The 21,287-nt window shown below is 70.0% G+C and carries 21 protein-coding genes; 9 read left to right on the forward strand and 12 right to left on the reverse strand.

The features are described from left to right. Positions 1–30 precede the first annotated feature (30 nt). The 3 genes from AB0I69_RS12190 to AB0I69_RS12200 are packed head-to-tail and all read left to right on the forward strand — an operon-like array spanning position 31 to position 3,591. Positions 31–978: a sugar ABC transporter permease gene (locus tag AB0I69_RS12190; protein WP_363095509.1), complete on the forward strand. Its 948-nt coding sequence runs from the start codon at positions 31–33 to the stop codon at positions 976–978. After that, positions 975–1,796, forward strand: coding sequence for a carbohydrate ABC transporter permease (locus tag AB0I69_RS12195; protein ID WP_363095510.1), 822 nt, complete (start codon positions 975–977; stop codon positions 1,794–1,796). Before AB0I69_RS12190 ends, AB0I69_RS12195 begins: the two co-directional genes overlap by 4 nt. A gap of 58 nt (positions 1,797–1,854) precedes the next feature. Continuing rightward, positions 1,855–3,591, forward strand: a complete 1,737-nt coding sequence (locus tag AB0I69_RS12200; protein ID WP_363095511.1) for an RICIN domain-containing protein — start codon at positions 1,855–1,857, stop codon at positions 3,589–3,591. Positions 3,592–3,608: 17 nt separating this feature from the next. Here AB0I69_RS12200 and AB0I69_RS12205 read toward each other — a convergent pair whose 3' ends face one another. The 9 genes from AB0I69_RS12205 to AB0I69_RS12245 all read right to left on the reverse strand — a co-directional run bounded on the left by AB0I69_RS12205 (position 3,609) and on the right by AB0I69_RS12245 (position 11,902). Continuing rightward, positions 3,609–4,208, reverse strand: coding sequence for a sigma-70 family RNA polymerase sigma factor (locus AB0I69_RS12205; protein WP_363095512.1), 600 nt, complete (start codon positions 4,206–4,208; stop codon positions 3,609–3,611). Positions 4,209–4,330: 122 nt separating this feature from the next. Continuing rightward, entirely contained in the window at positions 4,331–4,966 is a 636-nt protein-coding gene (locus tag AB0I69_RS12210; RefSeq protein ID WP_363095513.1) for a hypothetical protein, read from the reverse strand. Positions 4,967–5,058: 92 nt separating this feature from the next. Further along, on the reverse strand, positions 5,059–5,733 hold the full coding sequence (locus AB0I69_RS12215; protein ID WP_363095514.1) for a 4-carboxy-4-hydroxy-2-oxoadipate aldolase/oxaloacetate decarboxylase: 675 nt from the start codon (positions 5,731–5,733) through the stop codon (positions 5,059–5,061). Positions 5,734–5,751: 18 nt separating this feature from the next. Further along, on the reverse strand, positions 5,752–6,975 hold the full coding sequence (locus AB0I69_RS12220; protein WP_363095515.1) for an aspartate transaminase: 1,224 nt from the start codon (positions 6,973–6,975) through the stop codon (positions 5,752–5,754). A gap of 5 nt (positions 6,976–6,980) precedes the next feature. After that, positions 6,981–7,724, reverse strand: a complete 744-nt coding sequence (locus AB0I69_RS12225; protein ID WP_363095516.1) for an SDR family oxidoreductase — start codon at positions 7,722–7,724, stop codon at positions 6,981–6,983. A gap of 81 nt (positions 7,725–7,805) precedes the next feature. Beyond that, the gene (locus AB0I69_RS12230; protein ID WP_363095517.1) at positions 7,806–9,116 is read right to left on the reverse strand and encodes an MFS transporter; all 1,311 of its coding nucleotides are present in this window, start codon (positions 9,114–9,116) and stop codon (positions 7,806–7,808) included. A gap of 239 nt (positions 9,117–9,355) precedes the next feature. Continuing rightward, positions 9,356–10,342, reverse strand: coding sequence for an allophanate hydrolase (locus AB0I69_RS12235; RefSeq protein ID WP_363095518.1), 987 nt, complete (start codon positions 10,340–10,342; stop codon positions 9,356–9,358). Further along, positions 10,335–11,117, reverse strand: a complete 783-nt coding sequence (locus AB0I69_RS12240) for an allophanate hydrolase subunit 1 (RefSeq protein WP_363095519.1) — start codon at positions 11,115–11,117, stop codon at positions 10,335–10,337. Before AB0I69_RS12240 ends, AB0I69_RS12235 begins: the two co-directional genes overlap by 8 nt. A 5-nt stretch (positions 11,118–11,122) precedes the next feature. After that, positions 11,123–11,902 (reverse strand): 5-oxoprolinase subunit PxpA, encoded by a 780-nt coding sequence (locus tag AB0I69_RS12245; protein WP_363095520.1) that lies wholly within the window; start codon positions 11,900–11,902, stop codon positions 11,123–11,125. A gap of 287 nt (positions 11,903–12,189) precedes the next feature. On the opposite strand from AB0I69_RS12245, the gene nac reads away from it, so the two are divergent. After that, positions 12,190–13,104, forward strand: coding sequence for a nitrogen assimilation transcriptional regulator NAC (gene nac, locus AB0I69_RS12250; RefSeq protein WP_363095521.1), 915 nt, complete (start codon positions 12,190–12,192; stop codon positions 13,102–13,104). Between the two features lie 131 nt (positions 13,105–13,235). Continuing rightward, positions 13,236–14,228, forward strand: coding sequence for a D-glycerate dehydrogenase (locus tag AB0I69_RS12255; RefSeq protein ID WP_363095522.1), 993 nt, complete (start codon positions 13,236–13,238; stop codon positions 14,226–14,228). Between the two features lie 10 nt (positions 14,229–14,238). Here the strand turns inward: AB0I69_RS12255 and AB0I69_RS12260 are convergent, their stop codons facing one another. Next, complete coding sequence (locus AB0I69_RS12260) at positions 14,239–15,123, reverse strand: helix-turn-helix transcriptional regulator (protein WP_363095523.1); 885 nt, start codon at positions 15,121–15,123, stop codon at positions 14,239–14,241. 151 nt (positions 15,124–15,274) lie between these two features. Between AB0I69_RS12260 and AB0I69_RS12265 the strand changes: the two genes are divergently transcribed. From AB0I69_RS12265 to AB0I69_RS12280, 4 genes are all read left to right on the forward strand, one after another. Then, entirely contained in the window at positions 15,275–16,195 is a 921-nt protein-coding gene (locus tag AB0I69_RS12265; protein WP_363095524.1) for an alpha/beta hydrolase, read from the forward strand. Between the two features lie 67 nt (positions 16,196–16,262). Next, positions 16,263–16,736 (forward strand): MarR family transcriptional regulator, encoded by a 474-nt coding sequence (locus AB0I69_RS12270; protein WP_363095525.1) that lies wholly within the window; start codon positions 16,263–16,265, stop codon positions 16,734–16,736. Then, on the forward strand, positions 16,733–18,154 hold the full coding sequence (locus AB0I69_RS12275) for an MFS transporter (RefSeq protein WP_363095526.1): 1,422 nt from the start codon (positions 16,733–16,735) through the stop codon (positions 18,152–18,154). The genes AB0I69_RS12270 and AB0I69_RS12275 overlap by 4 nt, the downstream gene beginning before the upstream one ends. 36 nt (positions 18,155–18,190) lie before the next feature. After that, complete coding sequence (locus AB0I69_RS12280) at positions 18,191–18,787, forward strand: cysteine hydrolase (RefSeq protein WP_363095527.1); 597 nt, start codon at positions 18,191–18,193, stop codon at positions 18,785–18,787. An 8-nt stretch (positions 18,788–18,795) separates the two neighbouring features. Here AB0I69_RS12280 and AB0I69_RS12285 read toward each other — a convergent pair whose 3' ends face one another. Together AB0I69_RS12285 and AB0I69_RS12290 are read right to left on the reverse strand one after the other, a co-directional pair. Continuing rightward, positions 18,796–19,746 carry a sigma-70 family RNA polymerase sigma factor gene (locus AB0I69_RS12285; RefSeq protein ID WP_363095528.1) on the reverse strand — a complete coding sequence of 317 codons (951 nt, stop codon included), beginning with the start codon at positions 19,744–19,746 and terminating at the stop codon, positions 18,796–18,798. A gap of 112 nt (positions 19,747–19,858) precedes the next feature. Next, positions 19,859–21,256 carry a carotenoid oxygenase family protein gene (locus AB0I69_RS12290; RefSeq protein ID WP_363095529.1) on the reverse strand — a complete coding sequence of 466 codons (1,398 nt, stop codon included), beginning with the start codon at positions 21,254–21,256 and terminating at the stop codon, positions 19,859–19,861. Positions 21,257–21,287 lie beyond the last annotated feature (31 nt).

The following is a 21,287-nucleotide window of genomic DNA, read 5'->3' on the forward strand; positions in this document are numbered from 1 at the left end:
GTGGCTCTGAATCCGCGGGCCGGTGGGGGCTTGTCGCGCAGTTCCCCGCGCCCCTTTGGGGCGCCGGCAGCCGGCCGGTACTGGGGAGTTCGCGCCAGCTTCAGCCTCCGTAGGCTGGCCTCGCTTGCATTCGTCGCTCCCCTCCTTGTCTACCTCGTCGCCTTCTACGCCTATCCGCTCTACCGCAACCTCGACTTGAGCCTGCGTGACTACACCGTTCGGTCGTTCGTGCAGGGGAACGCGCCGTACTCCGGGTGGGACAACTTCTCGACCGTTCTGCACGATCCGACGTTCGGGCCGGCGTTGCGGAACACGATGGTGTTCACGTTCGTGTCGATCGTCTTCCAGTACGCGGCCGGGCTCGCGCTCGCAGTGTTCTTCAACCGGCACTTCCGACTGGCCGCCACGCTCAGGGCGTTGTTCCTGATCCCGTGGCTGTTGCCGTTGATCGTGTCGGCGTCGACCTGGTCGTGGATGTTCAACAGCGAGTCGGGGGTGGTGAATTACGGGCTTCATCTGGTCGGTGTGGACCCGGTGGGCTGGCTCACCTCGCCGGACTGGGCGTTGACGTCGGTGATCGTCGCGAACATCTGGATCGGCATCCCGTTCAACCTGGTGATCCTTTACAGCGGGTTGCAGAACATTCCGGCGGAGTTGTACGAGGCGGCCTCCCTGGACGGGGCGGGTGCCTGGCAGCAGTTCCGGCGGATCACCTTCCCGCTGCTCCGCCCGGTGTCGGCGATCACCCTGCTCCTCGGGCTGGTCTACACGCTCAAGGTGTTCGACCTGATCTGGATCATGACGAAGGGCGGTCCCGGCGACTCCTCGTCGACGCTGGCCACTTGGTCGTACCAGCTCGGATTCGGCACGCTGCTGCCGAAGTTCGGGCCGGGGGCGGCCGTCGGCAACATCCTCATCCTCATCGCGCTCGTCTTCGGGCTGCTGTACATCCGTGTCCAGAGGAGGCAGGAGGCGTGAAGTCCCGTACGGGCAGGCGGCGTTATACCGTGATCGGCCTCTTCCTCACCGCGCTGATGCTGTTCCCGGTGTACTGGATGCTGAACGTGTCCCTCACCCCGCAGCAGGACATGCGCAAGACCCCGCCCGATCTGCTCCCGCTGCACCCCACGTTCGAGGGCTACCGGGCGGTGCTCGACGACCAACTCCCCTACCTGGGCACCAGTTTGCTGATCGGGCTCGGCACGGTCGCCCTGACTCTCCTGATCGCCGCCCCGGCCGGCTACTGGCTGGCGAAGCTGCGACCGCGCACCGGCGGCGCCCTGAGCCTGACCCTGCTGATCGCCCAGATGATCCCGGGCATCGTCATGGCGATGGGCTTCTACGGCGTCTTCCTGGACCTCGGCCTGCTCAACTCCTGGTGGGGGCTGATCATCGCGGACTCCACCATCGCCGTGCCCTTCGGCGTCATGATCTTCACCGCGTTCATGTCGGGCATCCCCGGAGAGCTGATCTCGGCCGCCCTGATCGACGGCGCCGGCACCTGGCGCACCTTCCGGTCGGTCGTCCTCCCGCTGAGCCGCAACGCGATCGTCACGGTCTCGCTGTTCGGCTTCCTGTGGGCCTGGTCCGATTTCGTCTTCGCCAACACCCTTGACGGCGGCGGCAGTTGGCGGCCGATCACCCTCGGCATCTACAAGTACATCGGCAACAACAACCAGGAGTGGAACGCGATCATGGCCACCGCCGTCGTCGCGTCGATCCCGGCGGCCGTCCTCCTGGTCCTCGCCCAGCGCTACGTGGCCGCGGGCGTGACCGCGGGCGCGGTGAAGGACTGACACCGCACCACTGACACCCCCACTTCTGACACCCCCACTCCTTGAGGAGATCCATGTCATGAGCCGCACATCCCTCAGAGCCATCCTCGGAGCCGCGTCCCTCACGGCCGTCGCCGCGCTCGGTACCGCTGCCCCCGCCCAGGCCGCCCCCACCTCCGCGACCACCCTGGTCGTCAACGCGGCCTCGGCCCTGCGCCCGGTCACCCATGTGGCGACCGGCAGCCTCTACGGTCTGGCCGACGCGAGCACTCCCGCCGACAGCCTGGTCACCCCGCTCAAGCCGAACACCTTCGTGCAGATGGCGCCGGGCGGCGCCCAGTTGCCCAACGGTGAGCCGAAGCCCGCCGGTGACGCACTCGTCGTGGCGTCGAAGGCGGCGCGGGCCGGTGCCAAGGTGGTGGTGCGGATGCCCGATTGGTATCCGAACTTCCCCTATCAGTGGGTGAGTTGGAGTGACTGGTTGTCGGCCGTGGACAAGCAGGTCGCCGCCGTGAAGTCATCCGGCGCCACCAACGTCAGCGCGTACGAGCTGTGGAACGAGCCCGACTGGACCTGGAACACCTCGGCGGCCGGTGCCTTCGACGCCGGGTGGGCGACGACGTACAAGGAGGTCCGCGCGAAGGACGCCAACACGCCGATCCAGGGGCCGAGTTACTCGGCGTGGAACCAGAGCTGGATGAGCACGTTCCTCACCGACGCCAAGGCGAGCGGGACCGTCCCCGGCATCGTCAGCTGGCACGAGTTGCAGGGCTCGCAGAACATCGCTGCGCACGTGGCCGCGTACCGCTCCCTCGAATCGAGCCTGGGCATCAGCCCGCGCCCGATCTCGATCGAGGAGTACGGCACGACGAGTGAGGTGGGTGTCCCGGGCCAACTGGTGGGCTATGTCGCCAAGTTCGAGCGGGCCGGCATCCATGACGCCGAACTCGCCTTCTGGAACCACTACGGCACCCTCGGCGACACCCTGACCGACACGGGCGGCTCGCCCAACGGCTCGTACTGGCTCTACAAGTGGTACGGCGACATGTCCGGGAACATGCTCACCACCACTCCCCCGGCCCAGACGGGCATCGACGGCGCCGCCGCGCTGACCGGTGACGGGAGGCAGATCAGCGTGATCTTCGGGGGTGGGGTCGGAGCAACGGCCGTACAGGTGAACGGGCTTGGGTCGTTGTCCGCCTTCGGCGGCACCGTGCACGTCAAGCTGGAGTACACGCCGTCGAAGGGGCGGACCACGGCCGTCTCGGCGCCGATCACCGTCTCGGACGCCGACTACACCGTGTCGAACGGCTCGATCACCGTGCCCGTCGCGATGAACGCGTCCGACGGCTACCACCTGGTCGTCACGCCGAGCGGGACTTCGACCTCGCTGGCGGGGACGTACCAGATCAAGAACAAGTACAGCGGGCTGGCGCTGGACACGCAGGGAGCCGCAACTGCCCAGGGGACAGCGGTCGTTCAGGCGACGTCGAGCACCGGTACCAGTCAGTCCTGGACGCTGACGGCCGCCGGTTCCGGGCTGTACAAGATCAGCAACAGGGCGAGCGGGCTGCTGCTCGGCATCACCAACGCGAGCACCGCGGACGGCGGTACCGCCCTCATCTGGGGCGACAACGGCACCGCCGACCACCTCTGGCAGCTGATCCCGGCCGGGGACGGCACGTACAAGATCGCCAATTACAACAGCGGACTGCTGCTCGGCGTGACCAACATGAGTACCACCTCCGGTGCGCAGGTCCTGCAGTGGGACGACAACGGAACGGCCGACCATCTGTGGAGCCTGACCGCGCGGTGACCCGATAGGGAATCCGGCTAAGGAGTGTGCGCCGCGCCCCCTTCAGCCAGCAGGTCCACGAGGGTGGCCCGGGCCCGGGACACCCTCGAACGGACCGTTCCCACAGGGCAGTTGCTGAGTTCCGCCGCCTCCTCGTAGGGCAGGCCGAGGAGTTGAGTGAGGAGGAACGCCTCGCGGCGTTCGTCCGGCAGGACGGCGAGGAGGTCGAGCAGCGCCACCCCGTCGTCGAAGCCCGGCAGGCCCTGGGGCTGGGCGAGTTCGACGGCCAGTTGCCAGTCCTGGACGTCTGACAGGCGCGGGCGGACGGCGGCGCGGCGGTAGCTGTCGATCACCGCGCGGCGGGCGATGGACAGCAGCCAGGTGCGGGCCGAGGAGCGGCCCTCGAAGCGGTGCAGGCTGCCGAGCGCCCGCAGAAACGTGTCCTGCGCGAGGTCGTCGACCGCCTGCGGGTCGGCTCCGAGGTACGCGACGTAGCGCAGGACGTCGCGGTGCAGGGCGCGCATGAGGTGGTCGACGGCGGCGGAGTCGCCGTGGCGGGCGGCGAGCGCCCAGTTGGTCAGCGACTCGTCGCTCGACTCCGTCGCGTCGGGCGAGGCGGGCAGGGTAGGAGTGATCACCTGAGGTCCTTCTCGGTCATCCGTGAACGGGGACCGGCCGTCCTGCGGCGCCCGGAGACGGCGCGAGGGTGCGGCCGAAGCCCGAGGCACGCACGAGCGGCCCCGGGGTGTGCCGGCTGTCGTCAGGCGACAGCGGTCCCCAGGGGCGGACCCCGAGAGGTGATCGCGTGAACGAGAAGGAGAAGCCGCGGCGCCCGCTCGGAACGGGGGCGGCGCGGACGGAGACGCGGGCGGTGCGGCGGGGCGGGGAGCGCGAGCAGCAGTCGTAGCGGAGCCGCCAGTCGTCCGGCGACGGCCCGCAGCACACGGAACGCGGCGCGCTCGCCGTGTGCCAGCCACAGGCCGCAGAGCAGGGCGGCGAGGAGGTGGGCGGTGAGCATGCCGGGCGAGGAGGTGCCGGTGGTGGTGGCCGACATATGGCCCATGTCCATGGAGTCGGTGGCGCTCATGTGCATGGAGCCCATGTCGGCCGACCCCATGTCCATGGACACCGGCTGACCTGTCATGGGCTGCGCCAACGAGAACGCCGAGTGGAGGGCGGCCTGGGTGGCGACCACGAGGGTCACGATCAGCGGGAGGCCGCGTTCACGGCCCGCCAGGGACCAGCCGGCCACACCGGTCACGGCGAGCCCGGCGGCCAGTGCCCACGGGGGTACGTGGTGGCCGGACATCAGGACGTGTGCCAGGGCGGCGAGCAGCACACAGACGGCCGCGAACATCACGGCCCTCACTGTGCGCGCACACCATCCTGCCCTCATGGCGCCTCATCCTGGCATCCGAACCTTGGTCTCACCCGTGGGTACGGTATTTCCCTGCCCGGTGCTCAGGAGCGGTCGCCGCCGGACCGGTCCTACTCCTCGATGACGAGGCCCTTCACTGCGAGCACCGGCGCGAGGTTGCACATCTCGACGACCGTCCTGCCCGCGCGGTACGCGGCGATGAACCCGGCCTCGGCGTCGACCCGTTCCTGCGAGAGGGCGGCTGCCTCGGCCGCGTCCTCGCGGCGGACGACGACCACGCCGTCGGCGTCGGCGCGCATGATGTCGCCGGGGCGGACGAGCACGCCGCCGATGGTGATCGGCTCGCACATCGGGCCGACGGTCTCCTTGACCGTGCCCTTGATGGAGACGCTGCGGGAGAAGACCGGGAAGCCCAGGGCGCGCAGGTCCTCGGTGTCGCGGACGCCCGTGTCGGTGATCAGCCCGGCGAGGCCCTTGGACTGGCAGGCGTTGGCGAGGACGTCGCCGAAGGAGCCCGCCTCCTCGTAGTTGCCGGCGGACACGACCACGACGTCGCCGGGCCGGGCGTAGGCGATGGCGGTCTGGAGCATGAGGTTGTCGCGCGGGGCGCACTGGACGGTGAAGGCGGGACCGCACAGGGACATGGTGTGGTCGACCGGCTTGATGGCCGAGTCCAGCGCCCCGAGACGGCCCTGCGCCTCGTGGACGGTGGCCGACGAGAAGGCACTCAGCTGCTTGACGACGGAGGGCTCCGGCCGGTCAAACTTGGTGCTGACGCGGATCATGATGACCTTTCAGGTGAGTCAGGCGGAGGGCTCGGCGGGGGCGGCCGTCAGTTCGGCGCACGCCGTCGCGATGCGCTCGCAGGCCTCGGCGAGGACGTCCGTCGACGTGGCGAACGAGATACGGAAGTAGCCGGGAGCGCCGTACGCGGCTCCGTGGATCACCGCGACCTGTTGGCTGTCGAGGAGGTGGCGGGCGAAGTCCTCGTCGTTCTCGATCCGGGTACCGGCCGGGGTGAACTGCCCAATGGCAGCACGGCAGTTGACGAGAAGGTAGAAGCCGCCGTCCGGGACCGTGCAGCTCAGCTGCGGGACGTCGTTGACGAGCTTCACGGTCTCATCGCGGCGCGCGCGGTAGACGCGCACCGTGTCCTGGACGAAGTCCTGCGGTCCCGTGAGCGCGGCGGCAGCGGCGGCCTGGCTCACGGACGAGGGACACGAAGAGGTCTGGGACTGGAGGGTGTTGATAGCGGTGACCAGGTCGGCCGGACCCACTCCGTATCCGATACGCCACCCCGTCATCGCGTACGTCTTGGAGACACCGTTGGTGAGGAACACCCGGTCGGCCAGGCGGGGTTCGACGGCCGCGAGGGACGCGGCGCTCTCGTCGCCGTACCAGATCTCGTCGTAGATCTCGTCGGTGAGGACGCCGACGTGAGGGTGGGCGAGCAACACCTTGGCGAGGGCCTGGAGTTCGGCGGTGGTGTAGGCCGATCCGGTGGGGTTTCCCGGGGTGTTGAGGACGACCCAGCGGGTGTTCTCGGTGATGGCCGCTGTGAGCCGCTCCGGGGTCAGCTTGAAGCCTTCCGCCTCGGGGCAGTCGACGATGACCGGGGTGCCGTCGTTGGCGCGGACCATGTCCGGGTACGACACCCAGTACGGGGCGGGGACGACCACCTCGTCGCCCTCGTCCAAAGTAGCCATCAGGGCAAGGAAGATGACCTGCTTCGCGCCGCCGCCGACCGTGATGCGCGCGTCGGTGACCTCCAGGCCGTGGCGCTCGCGGAGTTTGCCGATGATCGCGGTGCGCAGGGCCGAAGTGCCGTTCACCGGCGTGTACTTGGTCTCGCCCGCCTCGATCGCCTTGATCGCGGCGGCCTTGACGTGGTCCGGGGTGTCGAAGTCGGGCTCGCCCACGGTCAGGTCGAGGATGGTGAGGCCCTGGCTCTTCAGCTCGCGCACGCGCTGTGCCGCAGCCGTGCTGGGCGAGGGCTTGATACGGCCGAGTCGCTCTGCCGTCTTCACTGTGATCAGCCTTCCCTGCGCTCGAAGTTGAGGCCGCCGGGCACCTGGAAGGTGGGGAGGATCTCGATGTGGCCGATGTTGACGTGCCGGGGCGAGTCGACCGCGAACTCGATGGCGTCGGCGATGTCCTCGGGCTTCAGGGACTCGTAGCCGTCGTAGAACTCGCGCTGGGCGGCCTCCATGTCGCCGAGCAGGCGGCCGAAGATCTCCGTCTCCACGCGGCCGGGGCAGATCTCGCTGACGCGGACGCGGCGGCCGTAGCCGTCGACGCGGAGCTGGCGGGAGAGGGTGTGCACGGCTGCCTTGGTGGCGTGGTAGATCGTGTTGCCGCCGAAGTTGTAGACGCCGGCGATGGAGCTGATGTTGACGATGTGGCCGAGGTCGCGCTCGACCATGCCGGGCATGAGCAGGCGGACCAGGTGCAGGACGGCCTGGATGTTGACGGCGATCTGCTCGTCGATGGCGAACTCGTCGGCGGTGAGGATGTTGCCGGTGCGGGAGACGCCCGCGTTGTTGACGAGGACGTCGATCTCCAGGCCGTCGAGGACGGCGGTGAGCGCCTCGGTGTCGGTGATGTCGACGGCGTGCGGGATGCAACCGGTCTCGTCGGCAAGGGTGTTGAGCCGGTCGGCGTTGCGGGCCACGGCGTGGACTTCGAGGCCGCGCTTGGCGAGTCGCTCGACGACCACGGCTCCGATGCCGGTCGACGCTCCGGTGACGAGGGCCGTCCTGTAGTCGGAGATGGGCATGCTGAGGGCTCCTTGCTGTGCGGGTGGGGGTGGGGGGTTGTACGGCGTGCGGGTGCGGGAGATGCGTGAGGCGTGGCGCGGTCAGGCGTCGCGCAGGGGCAGGTGGGCGCGGTCCTTCACCTTGGACACGGCGAGGAGCGTGCCCAGGGCCGTGATCACGGCGTAGAAGGCCGGCATGTTGACGTTGCCCGTGCGGTCGATCAGGTAGGTCATCAGGAGGGGCGCCGTGCCGCCGAAGAGGGCGGAGGAGACGTTGTAGCCCAGGCCGTAGGCGGAGTAGCGCACACGGGTCGGGAAGAGTTCGACGAGGAGTATGTGGATGACGCCTGTGTGGCCGGCGAACACCACCGCCATGATGCAGGCACCGAGCACCGCGAGGGCCACGTTGCCGGTGCCGATCAGCAGGTAGCAGGGGATGCCGACGATCGCCATCGCGACGGCGGCTCCGGCGAGGACCTTCTTGCGGCCGACGCGGTCGGAGAGGCGGCCCATGTAGGGGATGGCGAAACAGATCGCGACCAGGCTGGAGGCGGTCACGAGGAGGCCCTGCACCTTGCTGAAGTTCAGCTCGGTGCTCATGAAGGTGGGCATGTAGCTGAACAGGACGTAGTAACCGGAGCCGTTCATCAGGGGGATGAAGAGGGCGAGCAGCATCGCGCGGCGGTGCTCGGCGGACGCGAACGCCTCCTTGAGCGGGTTCTTGGAGAGGCCGTCCTCTTCTTTCAGGCGCGTGAAGTTGGGGGTGTCGCTGATGCGCTTGCGGATGTAGATGCCGGCGATGCCGAGCGGCACGGCGAGCAGGAACGGGATGCGCCAGCCCCAGGACTCCATGCGCGCGGAGCCGAGTCCGCTGGTCATCGCGGCGGCGACGAGTGTGCCGGTGAGCAGGGCGAGGAACGAGGCGATCTGCGCGTAGCTGGTGTACAGGCCGCGCTTGCCCTCCGGGGCGTGCTCGGCGAGGAAGCTCATCGCGCCGGAGGCCTCGCCGCCGACGGAGAAGCCCTGGGCGACGCGGAGCAGGATCAGCAGGGCGGGTGCGGCGACGCCGATGCTGGCGTAGCTCGGCAGTACGCCGATGGCCGCGGTGGCGGCGCTGATGAGGAGGATGACGAAGACCAGCATGCGCTGGCGTCCGATGCGGTCGCCGAGGTGGCCGCAGATGACGGCGCCGAGGGGGCGGAAGAAGAAGGAGACGGCGTAACCGAGGAAGACGAGCTGGACGGCGTTGTCGGAGCCGGGGAAGAAGACGGCGGCGAGCGATCCGGCCATGAAGCCGAAGATGCCGTTGTCGTAGAGCTCGGCGAAGATTCCGACGCAGCCCGCGAGGGTGACCTTGCGGGCGGTTCTGGGATCGACCGTGTTGGGGACTGGCTGAGCGGCCACGGTACTCATGGCGTCTCCTGTCTGGGCAGCAGGCGTGGGATGAGGGGTGTTGCGGCTCCGTGCGGGTGCTTCCAGCGGGTGAGCGGGAGCTGTTGAGCGGGGGTGAGTGTGGTGCGGGTGGGTTTTGTTGGCGTTGGTTGCGGTTTGGTGTGGCGTGCGGGTCGGTGTGGCGTGCGGGTCGGTGGGGGCTGGGCGCGCAGTTCCCCGCGCCCCTTTGAGGCGGGCCTGTGTTGGAGAGGTGCCGGTGGTCAGGTCCCCGCAGGCGCACGGATGCGCAAGGCATCGAAGGCCGTGTGGACCCTGGTTCTCAGGGCGTCTATCGCTTGGCGTTGGGCGCGGTGGGCGGTTATCGCCTGGGCGAGGGTGCGGTGGCGGAAGTGGAGGGTCTGGCCGGGGCGGACCTGGCCCAGGGCGGACAGGCCGGTGGCGGTGACTACGGCGAGGACGGGGTAGCCGGCCGTGACGCCGCGACCGCGGTGCAGGACGAGGAGTTCGTCGCCCGCGGGTACTTCTACGGCGCCGATGGGGACGCCGCGGGAGAGGACCTCGCCCTGGGTGACGCGGCGGGGTACTGCGCCCTGGAGGCGCAGGCCTATGTGGTTGCTTCGCGGGGTGACCGTGAAGGGGGCGTCGAACAGGCGCCGGCCCGTGTCGCCGAACTCGGCCCGGTCGGGGCCGTCGGTGACGTCGATGGTCCAGCTGGTGGGGAACGGGGGGACCGGCGCCTTCAGGCGGAACAGCGGGATGCGGGAGAAGGGGTGGTCGATGGGCGGGCAGGCCGTGCGCAGGGTGAGTTCGTCGCCGGCGCGGAGAGTGGGGCCGAAGCCGAGGATCGTGTCGGGGGCGCAGCTGCCCTGGAGGTAGTCGGCCTCGAACGAGCCGAGTACGGCCAGGTAGACGCGGAGGCCGCGGTGGATGCCGGCGATCCTGATGGTTTCGCCGGCTCGGACCGGGACCGGTTCCCACTGCGGGCGTACGACTCCTTCGACGCTGACGTCGGCGGGGGCGCCGGTCACCGCGATGAGGATGTCGCCGGAGGGGACGCAGGCGAAGTCGAGGGCGGTGATCTCCAGCAGCGGGGCGCGGTCGTGGTTGCCGCACAGGACGTTGGCTACGCGCGCCGAGTGCTGGTCGGCGGCTCCGTTGGCGGGCAGGCCGTAGCGGGAGCGGCCGACGCGGCCGAGGTCCTGGACGGTGACGATGCCGGCGGTGCGGATGGTGAGGGTGTCAGCCATGGCGCACCACCGGGTCCGTACAGTCCGCGAGGCTCAAGTCGGTGTAGTCGTCCCACTGTTGGGGCTCGATGGGACGGAAGCGGAAGGTGTCTCCGGGGCGGTACGCGGTGATCGGGTCGCTGTGCAGGTCGAGGACGCGTACCGGGGTACGGCCCAGGAGCGGCCAGCCGCCGGGCGAGGGCATCGGGCAGATGACCGCCTGGCGTCCGGCGACCGCGACCGAGCCGGCGTCGACGCGGGTGCGGGGCGAGGCCAGCCGCGGTACCGGCTTGGGGAAGGGCGGGCCGTCCGTCATCGGTGCTCCGGCGGGGGCGCCGAGGCAGCGCACGGTGAGGTCGGAACCGGAGTGCAGGGCGATGATCTCGCCCTCGGTCAGGCCGAGTTGGGCGGCGACCTCGGGGAGGTCGGGGCCGTACTCGCCGCCGTAGACGACGGGGACGACGAAGCGGCGCGGGGGTGTCGTCGGCGCGGGGTGCGGGCCGAGGCGGGCCGCCTCGTGGGCCAGGACTCGGCGGACGGTGTCGTGGTCGGTGGCGGCGCAGTCGAACTCGACGAGCAGGGCGTCGTAGGTGGGCACCACGTCGTGGACGCCGGTGAGTTGGACGGCGTGCAGGGCGTCGGCGAGGGCGTGGACGAGTTGCCAGGCGGGTTCGGCGTCCAGGCCCACGGTCTTGGCGACCAGGGCGGAGTCGCCGCAGTCGGCGATGGTGACGTTGGCGTTGGCCTTGGAGCAAGTGCCGTCCGCGTCAGGAGCCCTCATGACAAGGCTGTTCATGTCGGTCACCCCTTGCCGCTCAGTACTTTGTCCAGCGAGGTGATCTCGACCCCGGCGGCGAGGAGTTGCTCGCGGATGCGGCCGGCCAGGGCGATGGCGCCGGGGCTGTCCCCGTGCAACAGGACGGTGTCGCAGGCGACTTGGATGTCCGTGTCGTCGACGCTGCGGATGACGCCTTCAGTGACCATGCGGAGGGTGCGCCGGGCGACCTCGTCGGGGTCGTGGATCACCGCGCCGGGCTCGGAGCGGGGCACGAGCGTGCCGTCGGCGCGGTACGCGCGGTCCGCGATGCCGACGATGCCGACGCGCAGGCCACGGGCGCGGGCCGCGTCGGCCAGCTCGCCGTCCTGCGCGAGGACGATCAGTGAATCGTCCAGTGCCGCTACGGCGTCCACGACGGCACGGGCGTAGTCGGCGCGTACGGCGACCAGGTTGCCGAGGCGGCCGTGCGGGGCCATGTGCTGCACGCGGGTGCCGTGGGCGACTGCGAAGGCCTGGAGGGCGCCGATCTGGTACAGCATGTCCGTGCGGACCTCCTCGGGCGTGAGGTCCATCGCGCGGCGGCCGAAGCCGACCAGGTCGGGAAAGCTCGGGTGGGCGCCCACGGCGACCTGCTTCTCCACGCACGTCCGCACGGTGGCGTCCATGATGCGTGGGTCACCGGCGTGGAATCCGCAGGCCACATTGGCGGACGTCAGCAACTCCAGAAGGGCCGTGTCGTCGCCCATTGTGTAGGCGCCGAATCCCTCGCCGAGATCGGCGACGAGATCAACCATGGGAGTCATGACGTCCTCCGGGAGGGAATGCGGAAGGGAGGAATTCCGGGAAGGGGAATTCCGGCGGGAGGGGAAGGAGATGCCATCACGTCTTCGTGAAACCGGGAGCGGGGAATGGCCCGGCGTGGATGTTCCGCTCAACTTATTCCGCCGGTCGCGTGATCGCCAATATCCGTTCGGTCTGGCGTTATCGCGAACCGCTATGACTCCCCTCACAGCCTCCGCCCACCGGGGCTGTGCTTCGGGGTGAACCCTCCCTACGATGAGGCTTCGCTCCATCTGGAAGGCCCCGCGCAATGGACACCAGGCGTCTCTACTCGTTCATCAAGATCATCGACGCGGGGAGCATCACGCGCGCGGCCGACATCCTGCACATCGCCCAGCCGGCGCTGAGCCAGCAACTGTCCGCCCTGGAGGCACAGTTCGGGCAGCAGCTGCTGATCCGCAGCAAGCGCGGGGTCGCCCCGACCGAGGCGGGCCGCGCCCTGTACCTGCACGCCCAGCTCATCCTCCGCCAGGTGGACCTCGCGCAGGCCGCCGTCGACGTCTCCGGCCGGGCCCCCGCCGGCAGCGTGTCCGTGGGCCTCGCGCCGTACAGCCTGGGCGCGGCCCTCGCGTTGCCCCTGCTCAAGAGCGTGCGCGAGCGCTACCCGGACATCCTGCTGCACATCAACGAGAACTTCGGCGGCGTGATCAGCGAGGCGATCATGACGGGCCGCATGGACATGGCCTTCATCTACGGCGCCGGGCCGCTCCGGGGTGTGCAGTTCGAGCCCGTCCGCACCGAGGACCTGTATCTGATCGGCGCGCCTGGTGACACGGCGCCGCCGGGACAGGGCGAGGTGAAGCTGGCGGAGCTCGCGAACCTGCCCCTGCTGCTCCCCAGCCGTATCCACACGATCCGGCAGGTCGTGGACGCCGCCTTCCAGCAGGCGTCGCTCCGGCTGAACGTGGTGGGCGAGGTCGAGTCCGCGTTGACACTCGTCAACGCCGTGGACGCGGGCATCGGCGCGACGGTCCTGCCGTGGTCGGCGGCGCGGGCCATCCTCGACGTCCGCGAGCTGTCCGTGCGGCGGATCGTGGAACCCGTCATCACGGTCAAGCTGTCCGTGGTCACCTCGGACAACCAGCCGCTCTCGGAGCCCGCGCTGGCCGTGCACGACCTGTTCCTGGAGCTGATCGACACCGACAAGAATAAGGACGACCAATAGCGTCACACGAATCCGCTATTTGTTTCCGGTGACCGCCGCGGCTAGCGTCTTTCGAATAATCCGCCCGGCCGGTAATGCACGGCTGTACACGGCTGTACATGGCTGTACGTGGCTCGTCACTGGAGAAGAACATGAAGAATCGTGTCCTCGCCACCCGTGAAAACCTGCCCGGTGAAGGCCTGCAACGCCTGTCCGAGAGCGCGGAGTTGGTGGCCTGGCCCGGTGCCGGCAAGCCCGAACCCGCCGACCTCGCCGCACTCGCCCCCGGCGTGAGCGGAGTACTGGCCCTCGGCAACGACCCGGTGGACGCCGCCCTGATGGACGCGGCGGGCCCCTCGCTGCGCGTCATCGCACTGGCCAGCATGGGCTTCGACAACGTCGACCGCGCTGCCGCCGCCGAGCGTGGCATCGTCGTGACCCACACGCCCCGCGTGCTCGCGGAGACCACCGCCGACCTCACGTTCGCGCTGATCCTCGCCGCCCGCCGCCGCATCGGCGCGGCGTCCGCGAACCTCGCGGACGGTTCCTGGGGACTGTTCCAGATGCACGACTATCTCGGCCTGGACGTCCACGGAGCCACCCTCGGCCTGGTCGGCTACGGCCAGATCGGCCGCGCGGTGGCCCGCCGGGCCCACGGTTTCGGGATGCGCGTGATCCACCACGACCCGTACGCCCCCGACGACGACCTGTCGACCTCGGTGGGCCTGGCCGCGCTGCTGGCCGACTCCGACGTCGTGTCGCTGCACGTGCCGCTCACCGAGGAGACCCGCCATCTGATCTCGGCCCGCGAACTGGCCGCGATGAAGCCCACGGCCACCCTGGTCAGCACCTCGCGCGGCGGAGTCGTGGACGAAGAGGCCTTGTTGAACGCCGTCCGTGAAGGGCGGCTGCACTCAGCCGGGCTCGACGTCTTCGAACGGGAGCCGATGGGAACGGAGTTGTCCCCACTGGTGGCCGAGCCGCACGTCGTCACGCTGCCGCACATCGGGTCGGCCACCGAGGCGACCCGGGCCGCGATGGTCGACCTGGCGGTGGACAACATCCTCGACGTGCTGGCCGAACGGCCCGCTCGCACGCCCCTTCCCGGCAGTTCGGCGGTGGCGGGCACGCCGGTCGGCGGCTGAACGCGCCGGTTCACCCCGCCCGAGTGCTGCTGAGGCCGACCCACTGCAACAGGAACCGCAACGCCTCCTGCGAGGGCGAGTCCGGCGGGGCCGTGTAGGCGACGAGGAACTGCTCCGGGTGCGTGTCGACGGTGAACTGCTGGACGTCCAGGGTGAGTTCACCGGCGACGGGATGGACGTACGTCTTGGTGAGTTGCCGCGGTCCCCGCACCTGATGTTCGGCCCACCACCTGCGGAAGTCCGGGTCGCGGGCGGCGAGTTCGGCGATCAGGGTGTCAAGTGCCGGGTCGTGCGGGGTGCGGCCCGCCTCCATGCGCAGTACGGCGACGCACTCGCGGGCGGCCCGGGGCCAATCCGCGTACAGGGCACGGAAGTCGGCGTCGAGGAAGGTGAGCCGGATCAGGTTGCGCTCGCTCGGGGGAAGGGCGCCGAAGTCGGTGAGGAGGGCCGTGGCCGCGCGGTTCCAGGCGAGGACGTCCATGCCGCGGTGCAGCACCATCGCGGGGACGTCGTGCATGGTGTCCAGCAACTGCCGTAGCCGCGGGGCGACTTCGGAGCGGCTGGGCGGACGGGTGGACGCTCCCGGTGCGACCTCGGCCAGCGTGAAGAGGTAGGCACGTTCGTCCTGGGCGAGGTGGAGCGCGTCGGCCAGGGCGTCCAGGACGGCGCGGGAACCCCGGCGGGTACGGCCCTGTTCCAGGCGGACGATGTAGTCGACGCTCACGTGCGCGAGGTGGGCCAGTTCCTCTCTGCGCAGTCCGGGTACGCGTCGCAGGCGGCCGTCGTCGGGGAAGCCCGCCTGGTGCGGGTCGCGGTCCGCTCGGCGGGCGCGCAGGAAGTCGCCCAGTTCGTTGCCGGAGGGGCCGGCGGGGGACGGCGTGTCACGGTCTGCCATGGCTCCAGTGTCCCCGGGTCGGCGGGGGCGTGCCTGGTACAGAACCGCATAGGCAGAGCCGTCCCTGGTGGCGCCGGGTGGAGTGGAGTGACGGTGGGGGCATGGCCGTACACCGGCTCCCCTCCCCCACCTCCGACTGGAGTGCATCCCCATGCGTACCGATGTCACCTTCCTCAGCGCCGGTCTGAAGCTCGCCGGTCACCTCCACACCCCGGACGGGGAGGCTCGGCCCGGGTCGCCGCGTCCCGCGATCGTGATCGGGCATCCTGGCACCGGGGTGAAGGAACAGGCCTCCGGCCTGTATGCCCGCCTGCTGGCCGAGCGCGGGTTCGTCACGCTCGCCTTCGACGCCGCCCACCAGGGTGAGAGCGAGGGCGAGCCGCGCAGTCTGGAGGATCCGGGGCAGCGGGTCGAGGACCTCAAGGCCGCCGTCTCCTTCCTCGGCACCCTCGACGAGGTCGACCCCGACCGCATCGGAGCGCTGGGCATCTGCGCCTCCGGCGGCTACGCCCTGGCGGCGACCGCGACCGACCCGCGCATCCGGGCCGTGGGCGCGGTCAGCGCCGTAGACATGTCACGGCAGTTCCGGCTCGGTGCGGACGGCGCCCAGGACCCGGCCGTCGTGGAAGGCATGCTGGCCGCCGCCTCCGCGGCCCGTACCGCCGAGGCCCATGGCGCGGATGTCCAGCGGTTCCCGGTCTTCCCCGCCACCGAGGAGGAGGCGCGCACGGGTGGCCCGCATGTCTACGAGGGCTGGGAGTACTACTGCACTCCGCGCGCCCAGCACCCCCGCTCGGCCAAGTCGCTGACCTGGACGAGCGTCGACCGCATCGCCGCCTTCGACACGTTCGCGTCCGTCGCGCTGATCGCGCCGCGGCCTCTGCTGCTGATCGTCGGGCGGGCTGCGGTGACGTCCTGGATGAGCGTGGAGGCGTTCCAAAAGGCTTACGGGCCAAAGGAGTTGGCGTGGATCGAGGGCGCTTCGCACGTCGACCTCTATGACAAGGACGAGTACGTGACGCCCGCCGTGGAGAAGCTGGACGAGTTCTTCGGAGCCCACCTGGCGGTGTGATCCAGTAGACAGGGAAAACTGCACAAGTAACTTGGCAAAGTTACTTGTGCAGTTTTACGTTGGAACCATGAACACGAACCCCGGGCCGCAGCAGTACGTCGCGACCGCGCAGCGGCTCAACGACGCGATCACCCGGCTGCGCGCACGGCTGCGCGCGGAATCGGGGCAGCATGCGACCGGCCTGACCCTCACGCAGCTCGGCGTGCTGGCGAGCGTCGTACGGGAGGGGCCGGTCACCGCCGCGCGGCTGGCCACGCTGGAGCGCGTCAGCGCGCAGTCCATCGCGCAGAGCCTGGCGGTGCTGAAGGCCGCCGGACTGGTCCGCAGCGAGCCCGACGCGCAGGACGGCCGTAAGAAGCTGATGAGCGCCGACCCGTCCGCGACCGAACTGGTCGACAAGCTGCTCGCGGGCCGCGCCTCCTTCCTGGCCCGGGCCGTCGACCAGCTGGTCGACGGCCCGGACGAGCGTGAGGACGTGGAGAAGGCCATCGAGCTGCTGGAGCGCCTCGCCGATGTCGACCTGAACGCCGGCGGCATATGAGGACCGACACCGGCAAGGCCGCCACCCCGGCGCGCGGCCTCTCGCGCAAGCCGTTCGCCTGGACCTTCACGACCCCGCTCTACGTGGGGTCGAGCCTCAACCCGATCAACAGCTCCATCATCGCGACCGCGCTCGTGCCGATCGCCACCGAACTGCACGTCTCGGTCGGCAGCACCGCCACGCTGGTCTCCTCGCTCTACCTGGCCAGCGCCATAGCGCAGCCCACCGCGGGCAAGCTGGCGGAGGTGCTCGGCGCGCGCCGGATCTTCCTCTTCGGCATCGTCATGGTGCTGCTCGGCGGTGTGGTCGGCGGCCTCGGCCAGGACCTGGCGATGCTGACCGTCGCCCGGGTCCTGATCGGCATCGGCACCTCGGCCGCGTTCCCCTGCGCGATGGTGCTGATCCGGCGCCGCGCCCAGGACGCCGGTCTCGACGCCCCGCCGGGCGCGGTGCTCGGCGGTATCGCCATCGCGGGCATGGCCACCGCCGCCGTGGGCCCGCCGATCGGCGGACTGCTGGTCGGCGCCGCGGGCTGGCGCTGGGCGTTCCTGATCAACATCCCCGTCACCGCCGTCGCGATGGTGATGGCCGTGCGCTGGCTGCCCAAGGACCCGGTGCTCGACCGCGAGAACAGGCGTTTCCGCAGGGTCGCCGACCGGATCGACCTGCCCGGCATCCTCGGCTTCGCCGTGACGATGAGCGCGCTGGTGATCTTCCTGATGGGCCTCCCCCGGATCGAGTGGGCCGCGCTCGCCGTCTTCGCCCTGGCCGCGGTGCCCACGGTCTGGTGGGAGCTGCGCACGACCGGGCCGTTCTTCGACTTCCGCGGCCTCGCCGCCAACGGCGCCCTCACCCGCACCTATCTGCGGCAGGGTCTCACCCTGCTCGGCACCTACTCCGTGATGTACGGCATGACGCAGTGGATGGAGGCCGCGCACGGGCTGTCCACCGTGACGGCGGGACTCCTGCTGCTGCCGATGGGCGCCGTGTCGGCGCTCCTCTCGCACCCGCTCGCCCGCCGCAACCTGATACGCGGCCCGCTGATCGTCTCGGCGGTGACCATGCTGATCGGCTCGGCCGGCATCATGCTGCTCACCTCGCACAGCCCGGCCGTCGCGATCGTGCTGGTGTCCCTGATCTTCGGCGTCACCTCGGCCACCACCACCGTCGGCAACCAGACCGCCCTCTACCTCGAAGCGCCGCCCGACCAAATAGGCACCGCCTCCGGGCTGTTCCGCACCTTCGGCTACCTCGGCACCATCACCTCCGCCGTGATCGGCTCCATCGTCTTCCACGACGGCGTGAGCGACCACGGCCTGCACACCCTCGGCCTCGTCCTGGTCGGCGCCGGCCTCGCGGTCCTCCTGCTGACCGTCCTGGACCGCCGCCTGATGGGCCGCAGCACCAAGACCACCTGACCCCCCTAGTAAGAACCCCACCAAGGAGAACCTCGCGTGAGCACCCCCTCCCTCCCCACGATCACCCCCGAGCGGACCGCCCTGCTGGTCATGGACTTCCAGAACGGGATCGTCCCCATGGCTCCCGACTCCGACGCCCTCGTCGAGCGGGTCAAGGACACCATCGCCGACGTCCGTGCCGCCGGCGGCGCCGTCGGCTACGTCCGGGTCGCCTTCACCGAGGACGACTGGGCGGCGATCCCCGAGACCAACAAGTCCTTCAGCGCGGTCGCCGCGGCGAAGATGCTGCACCACGAGGACGACGCCACCCAGATCGACAAGCGGATCGCACCCGAGGACGGCGACATCGTCGTCCGTAAGATCCGCTTCGGTTCGGGCTCGACCACCGATCTCCACGAGCAGTTGGACGACCGCGGCATCGACACCCTGGTGCTCGCCGGGATCAGCACCAGTGGCGTCGTCCTGTCCACCGTCATGGACGCCGCCGACCGCGACTACCGCGTCTTCGTCCTGTCCGACGGCGTCGCCGACCCCGACGCCACGACCCACCAGGTGCTGGTCGAGAAGGTGTTCCCGTCCCGGGCCCACGTCATCGACACCGTCGGTCTACGAGAGCTGCTGCGCTCCGCCTGACACAGCGCTCACGCCGGTGCCCCGGGCGGCGTCCCGGGGAAGACCACGCGGAGTTTCCGCACCCGTCCGTCCTGGCGGAACATCAGCCAAGCCAGGGTGGGCGGGCAGGGGTTGGAGATACCGGCGGGGTTGACGGCCTCCATCTCCCAGATGGCGATGTCCCGGCTGGCCACGACATGGCGCAGGTGCTGGGTCACGCCCTTGTCCCGGGTGCTCCGCATCGCCGGGAAGGGATGGCGGCGTTCACCGTCCTTGTTGAGGACGCCGACCAGTTCGGTCTCCGCCGGCCACAACTCCAGGATCTCGCTGGGCAGTTGGCCGCGCATGGCGCCCTCCAGCGTGACCTCGGCCTCCTGCCGGCTGTCCTCGGTGAGCGCGGAGGCGTCGTCGTGGCCCTGCGTCTCGGTCGACAGCAGCACCTCAGCCATCTTCGCCCGGGCCTGGTTGAGCCGGCTGCGCACGGTGCCGACCGGGACCTCGCAGGCCTCGGCGATCTCCTGGTACGAGGTGATGCCGCTGAAGTGCCGCAGCATCAGCACCAGCCGCTGCTGCTGCGGCAGTTCCTCCACCGCGTCCCAGATCCAGTCCCGCATCGCGTGCTGCTCGACGACCCGTTCCGGATGCGAGGGCTCGTCGTCCCGCACCCGCACCTGCTCCAGCCCGTCGAGACCGGGCAGCTCCCGGACGGCCCGCAACCGCATCCGCGAGGCGTTCCGCACGATCGCCCGCAGCCACGCCCCGACTGCCGCGTGATCCCGTACGTCGCCGATGCGCCGCAGCGCGGTCAACGCGGCGTCCTGCACCGCGTCCTCCGCGTCCGGACCGTAGCCGAGCAGGCTCAACGCCACGGCACGCATGGGCGCCTGATGGCGCGTCAGGAGAAGCCCCAGGGCGCCTGAGTCGCCCGCCTGGGCCCTGCGGGTGAGTTCCTCATCCGTGGGGTGGTCGAGGGACACCATGAACCGAAGCCTCCATGCCGACGAAGCAGACGCCGTTGTGTCGGGTCGAGGGGACCCTTGCCGAGGAAGATACGCCGCTACGGCTCCTCGTGGGCCCCCTCGACCGGGCAGGTCAACCCACCGTTGTCCCGGGCTCGGGCAGCCAGCTGCCGTGGAAGCCGGACGGGACCGGGTACGGCAGTTCCACGACCGCCTGCACGGAGAGGTCGGTGGCGTCGAGGACGAGCAGTTCGCCCGCCGCGCCGTCGTCGTCCGAGACGAGCGACAGGAGCCAGCCCTCGTCCTCGCCGGTGCCGTCCGCCGCCGGTACGAAGACCGCCTCGCCGGAATAGCGACTGCCGGGCATCTTGTGGACGTCACCGGTCTGGCGCGCGAGGTCGTGCTTGGCGATGCCGTCCCCGTTGACCGTGTAGAGGTAGCGGTTCGGGCGTCCGGTGAGGGTCTCGTTGTGGGTGGGGAACTCGGCCTCGCGGTCGTCCAGTTGGGATTCGAAGACCCGGCCGGCCACCGGGTCCAGGATCCACCGGTACAGGACGGAGGGGGCCTGGGTGTGCCCCGGTTCCCGCACCCCGACCTGGCCGTTCGGCACACTCGGCGTGCCCTGGCCGGTGGGTCCGCCGATGTCGCCCCAGACCTTCCGGAAGCCGGCGTCGTCGTAGCGCACCGCGTCCAGCACCACACGCCCCTGCGCGTCCTCGTAGGCGTTGCCCACATGGAAGACGTAGCAGGGATCGACGTCGAACCAGCGCACATCGGTGGAACCCGGCTCGCGGGACATGATCCCGATCCGTGCGCCGTACGCGTCGGCCCACCGGTAGGGCATGCCGCCACGCCCGGCCAGGGTGTGGTCGAAGACGACGGGCAGGTCCATCCACACGATGTGGTGCTCGGTGATGGCGAAGTCGTGCGTCATCGTCGGCCCCGGCACGTCGATCGGCCGGCTGTCGAGCAGCACGCCGTCCGGGGTGACCCGGTGGTAGGTGAGATAGGGCTGCGCGAACCCGGTCCCGAACAGGTGCAGTTCACCGGTGACCGGGTCCTCCTTGGGATGCGCGGTCATCGCGGTGGTGAGCTTCCCACCGAAGTCGTACGGCCCGACGGTCTCCAACTCCGGTGTGACCCAGTAGGGAAGACCGACCTCGCACAGGGCGAGCACGGTGTCGGCGTGCCGGATGACGTGGGTGTTGGCGGGCGTCGCGGCCAGGTCGATGCTGAAGTCCTCGCGGACGAAGGGGTGACCCTCCAACTCCCTTGTCCTGACCCACCTGTTGCGGTACCACTCGGCACGGCCGCCGCGCAGCCGTATGCCGTGGAGCATGCCGGGGCCGGTGAACCAGTGCCCCCGGTCCTCGCCGGGCAGCGGGTTGGGGCCGTTGCGCAGATAGCGGCCGTCCAGATCGGGCGGCAGGGAGCCCCGCACGGTGAGCTCGGCCGCGGTGTACTCCTCGGGGACCGGCGCGAAGCGGCCCTGGAGGTAGAGGGGAACGGGTGTCTCGTTCTCGGTCGTCATGCTGCTTTCCTTTTTCCTTCAAGAAGTCATA

The sequence above is a fragment of the Streptomyces sp. NPDC050508 genome (genome assembly GCF_040655155.1).
Lineage (GTDB): Bacteria > Actinomycetota > Actinomycetes > Streptomycetales > Streptomycetaceae > Streptomyces.

What these genes read in the sequence shown, in the direction of transcription:
- AB0I69_RS12275 (WP_363095526.1), top strand. Translation starts at nt 16,733, where the DNA reads ATGAGGACCGACACCGGCAAGGCCGCCACCCCGGCGCGCGGCCTCTCG.
- AB0I69_RS12245 (WP_363095520.1), bottom strand. Translation starts at nt 11,902, where the DNA reads ATGACTCCCATGGTTGATCTCGTCGCCGATCTCGGCGAGGGATTCGGC.
- AB0I69_RS12225 (WP_363095516.1), bottom strand. Translation starts at nt 7,724, where the DNA reads ATGCCCATCTCCGACTACAGGACGGCCCTCGTCACCGGAGCGTCGACC.
- AB0I69_RS12255 (WP_363095522.1), top strand. Translation starts at nt 13,236, where the DNA reads ATGAAGAATCGTGTCCTCGCCACCCGTGAAAACCTGCCCGGTGAAGGC.
- AB0I69_RS12215 (WP_363095514.1), bottom strand. Translation starts at nt 5,733, where the DNA reads ATGATCCGCGTCAGCACCAAGTTTGACCGGCCGGAGCCCTCCGTCGTC.
- AB0I69_RS12210 (WP_363095513.1), bottom strand. Translation starts at nt 4,966, where the DNA reads ATGAGGGCAGGATGGTGTGCGCGCACAGTGAGGGCCGTGATGTTCGCG.
- AB0I69_RS12285 (WP_363095528.1), bottom strand. Translation starts at nt 19,746, where the DNA reads ATGGTGTCCCTCGACCACCCCACGGATGAGGAACTCACCCGCAGGGCC.
- AB0I69_RS12270 (WP_363095525.1), top strand. Translation starts at nt 16,263, where the DNA reads ATGAACACGAACCCCGGGCCGCAGCAGTACGTCGCGACCGCGCAGCGG.
- AB0I69_RS12290 (WP_363095529.1), bottom strand. Translation starts at nt 21,256, where the DNA reads ATGACGACCGAGAACGAGACACCCGTTCCCCTCTACCTCCAGGGCCGC.
- AB0I69_RS12235 (WP_363095518.1), bottom strand. Translation starts at nt 10,342, where the DNA reads ATGGCTGACACCCTCACCATCCGCACCGCCGGCATCGTCACCGTCCAG.
- AB0I69_RS12260 (WP_363095523.1), bottom strand. Translation starts at nt 15,123, where the DNA reads ATGGCAGACCGTGACACGCCGTCCCCCGCCGGCCCCTCCGGCAACGAA.
- AB0I69_RS12230 (WP_363095517.1), bottom strand. Translation starts at nt 9,116, where the DNA reads ATGAGTACCGTGGCCGCTCAGCCAGTCCCCAACACGGTCGATCCCAGA.
- AB0I69_RS12240 (WP_363095519.1), bottom strand. Translation starts at nt 11,117, where the DNA reads ATGAACAGCCTTGTCATGAGGGCTCCTGACGCGGACGGCACTTGCTCC.
- nac (WP_363095521.1), top strand. Translation starts at nt 12,190, where the DNA reads ATGGACACCAGGCGTCTCTACTCGTTCATCAAGATCATCGACGCGGGG.
- AB0I69_RS12200 (WP_363095511.1), top strand. Translation starts at nt 1,855, where the DNA reads ATGAGCCGCACATCCCTCAGAGCCATCCTCGGAGCCGCGTCCCTCACG.
- AB0I69_RS12265 (WP_363095524.1), top strand. Translation starts at nt 15,275, where the DNA reads ATGCGTACCGATGTCACCTTCCTCAGCGCCGGTCTGAAGCTCGCCGGT.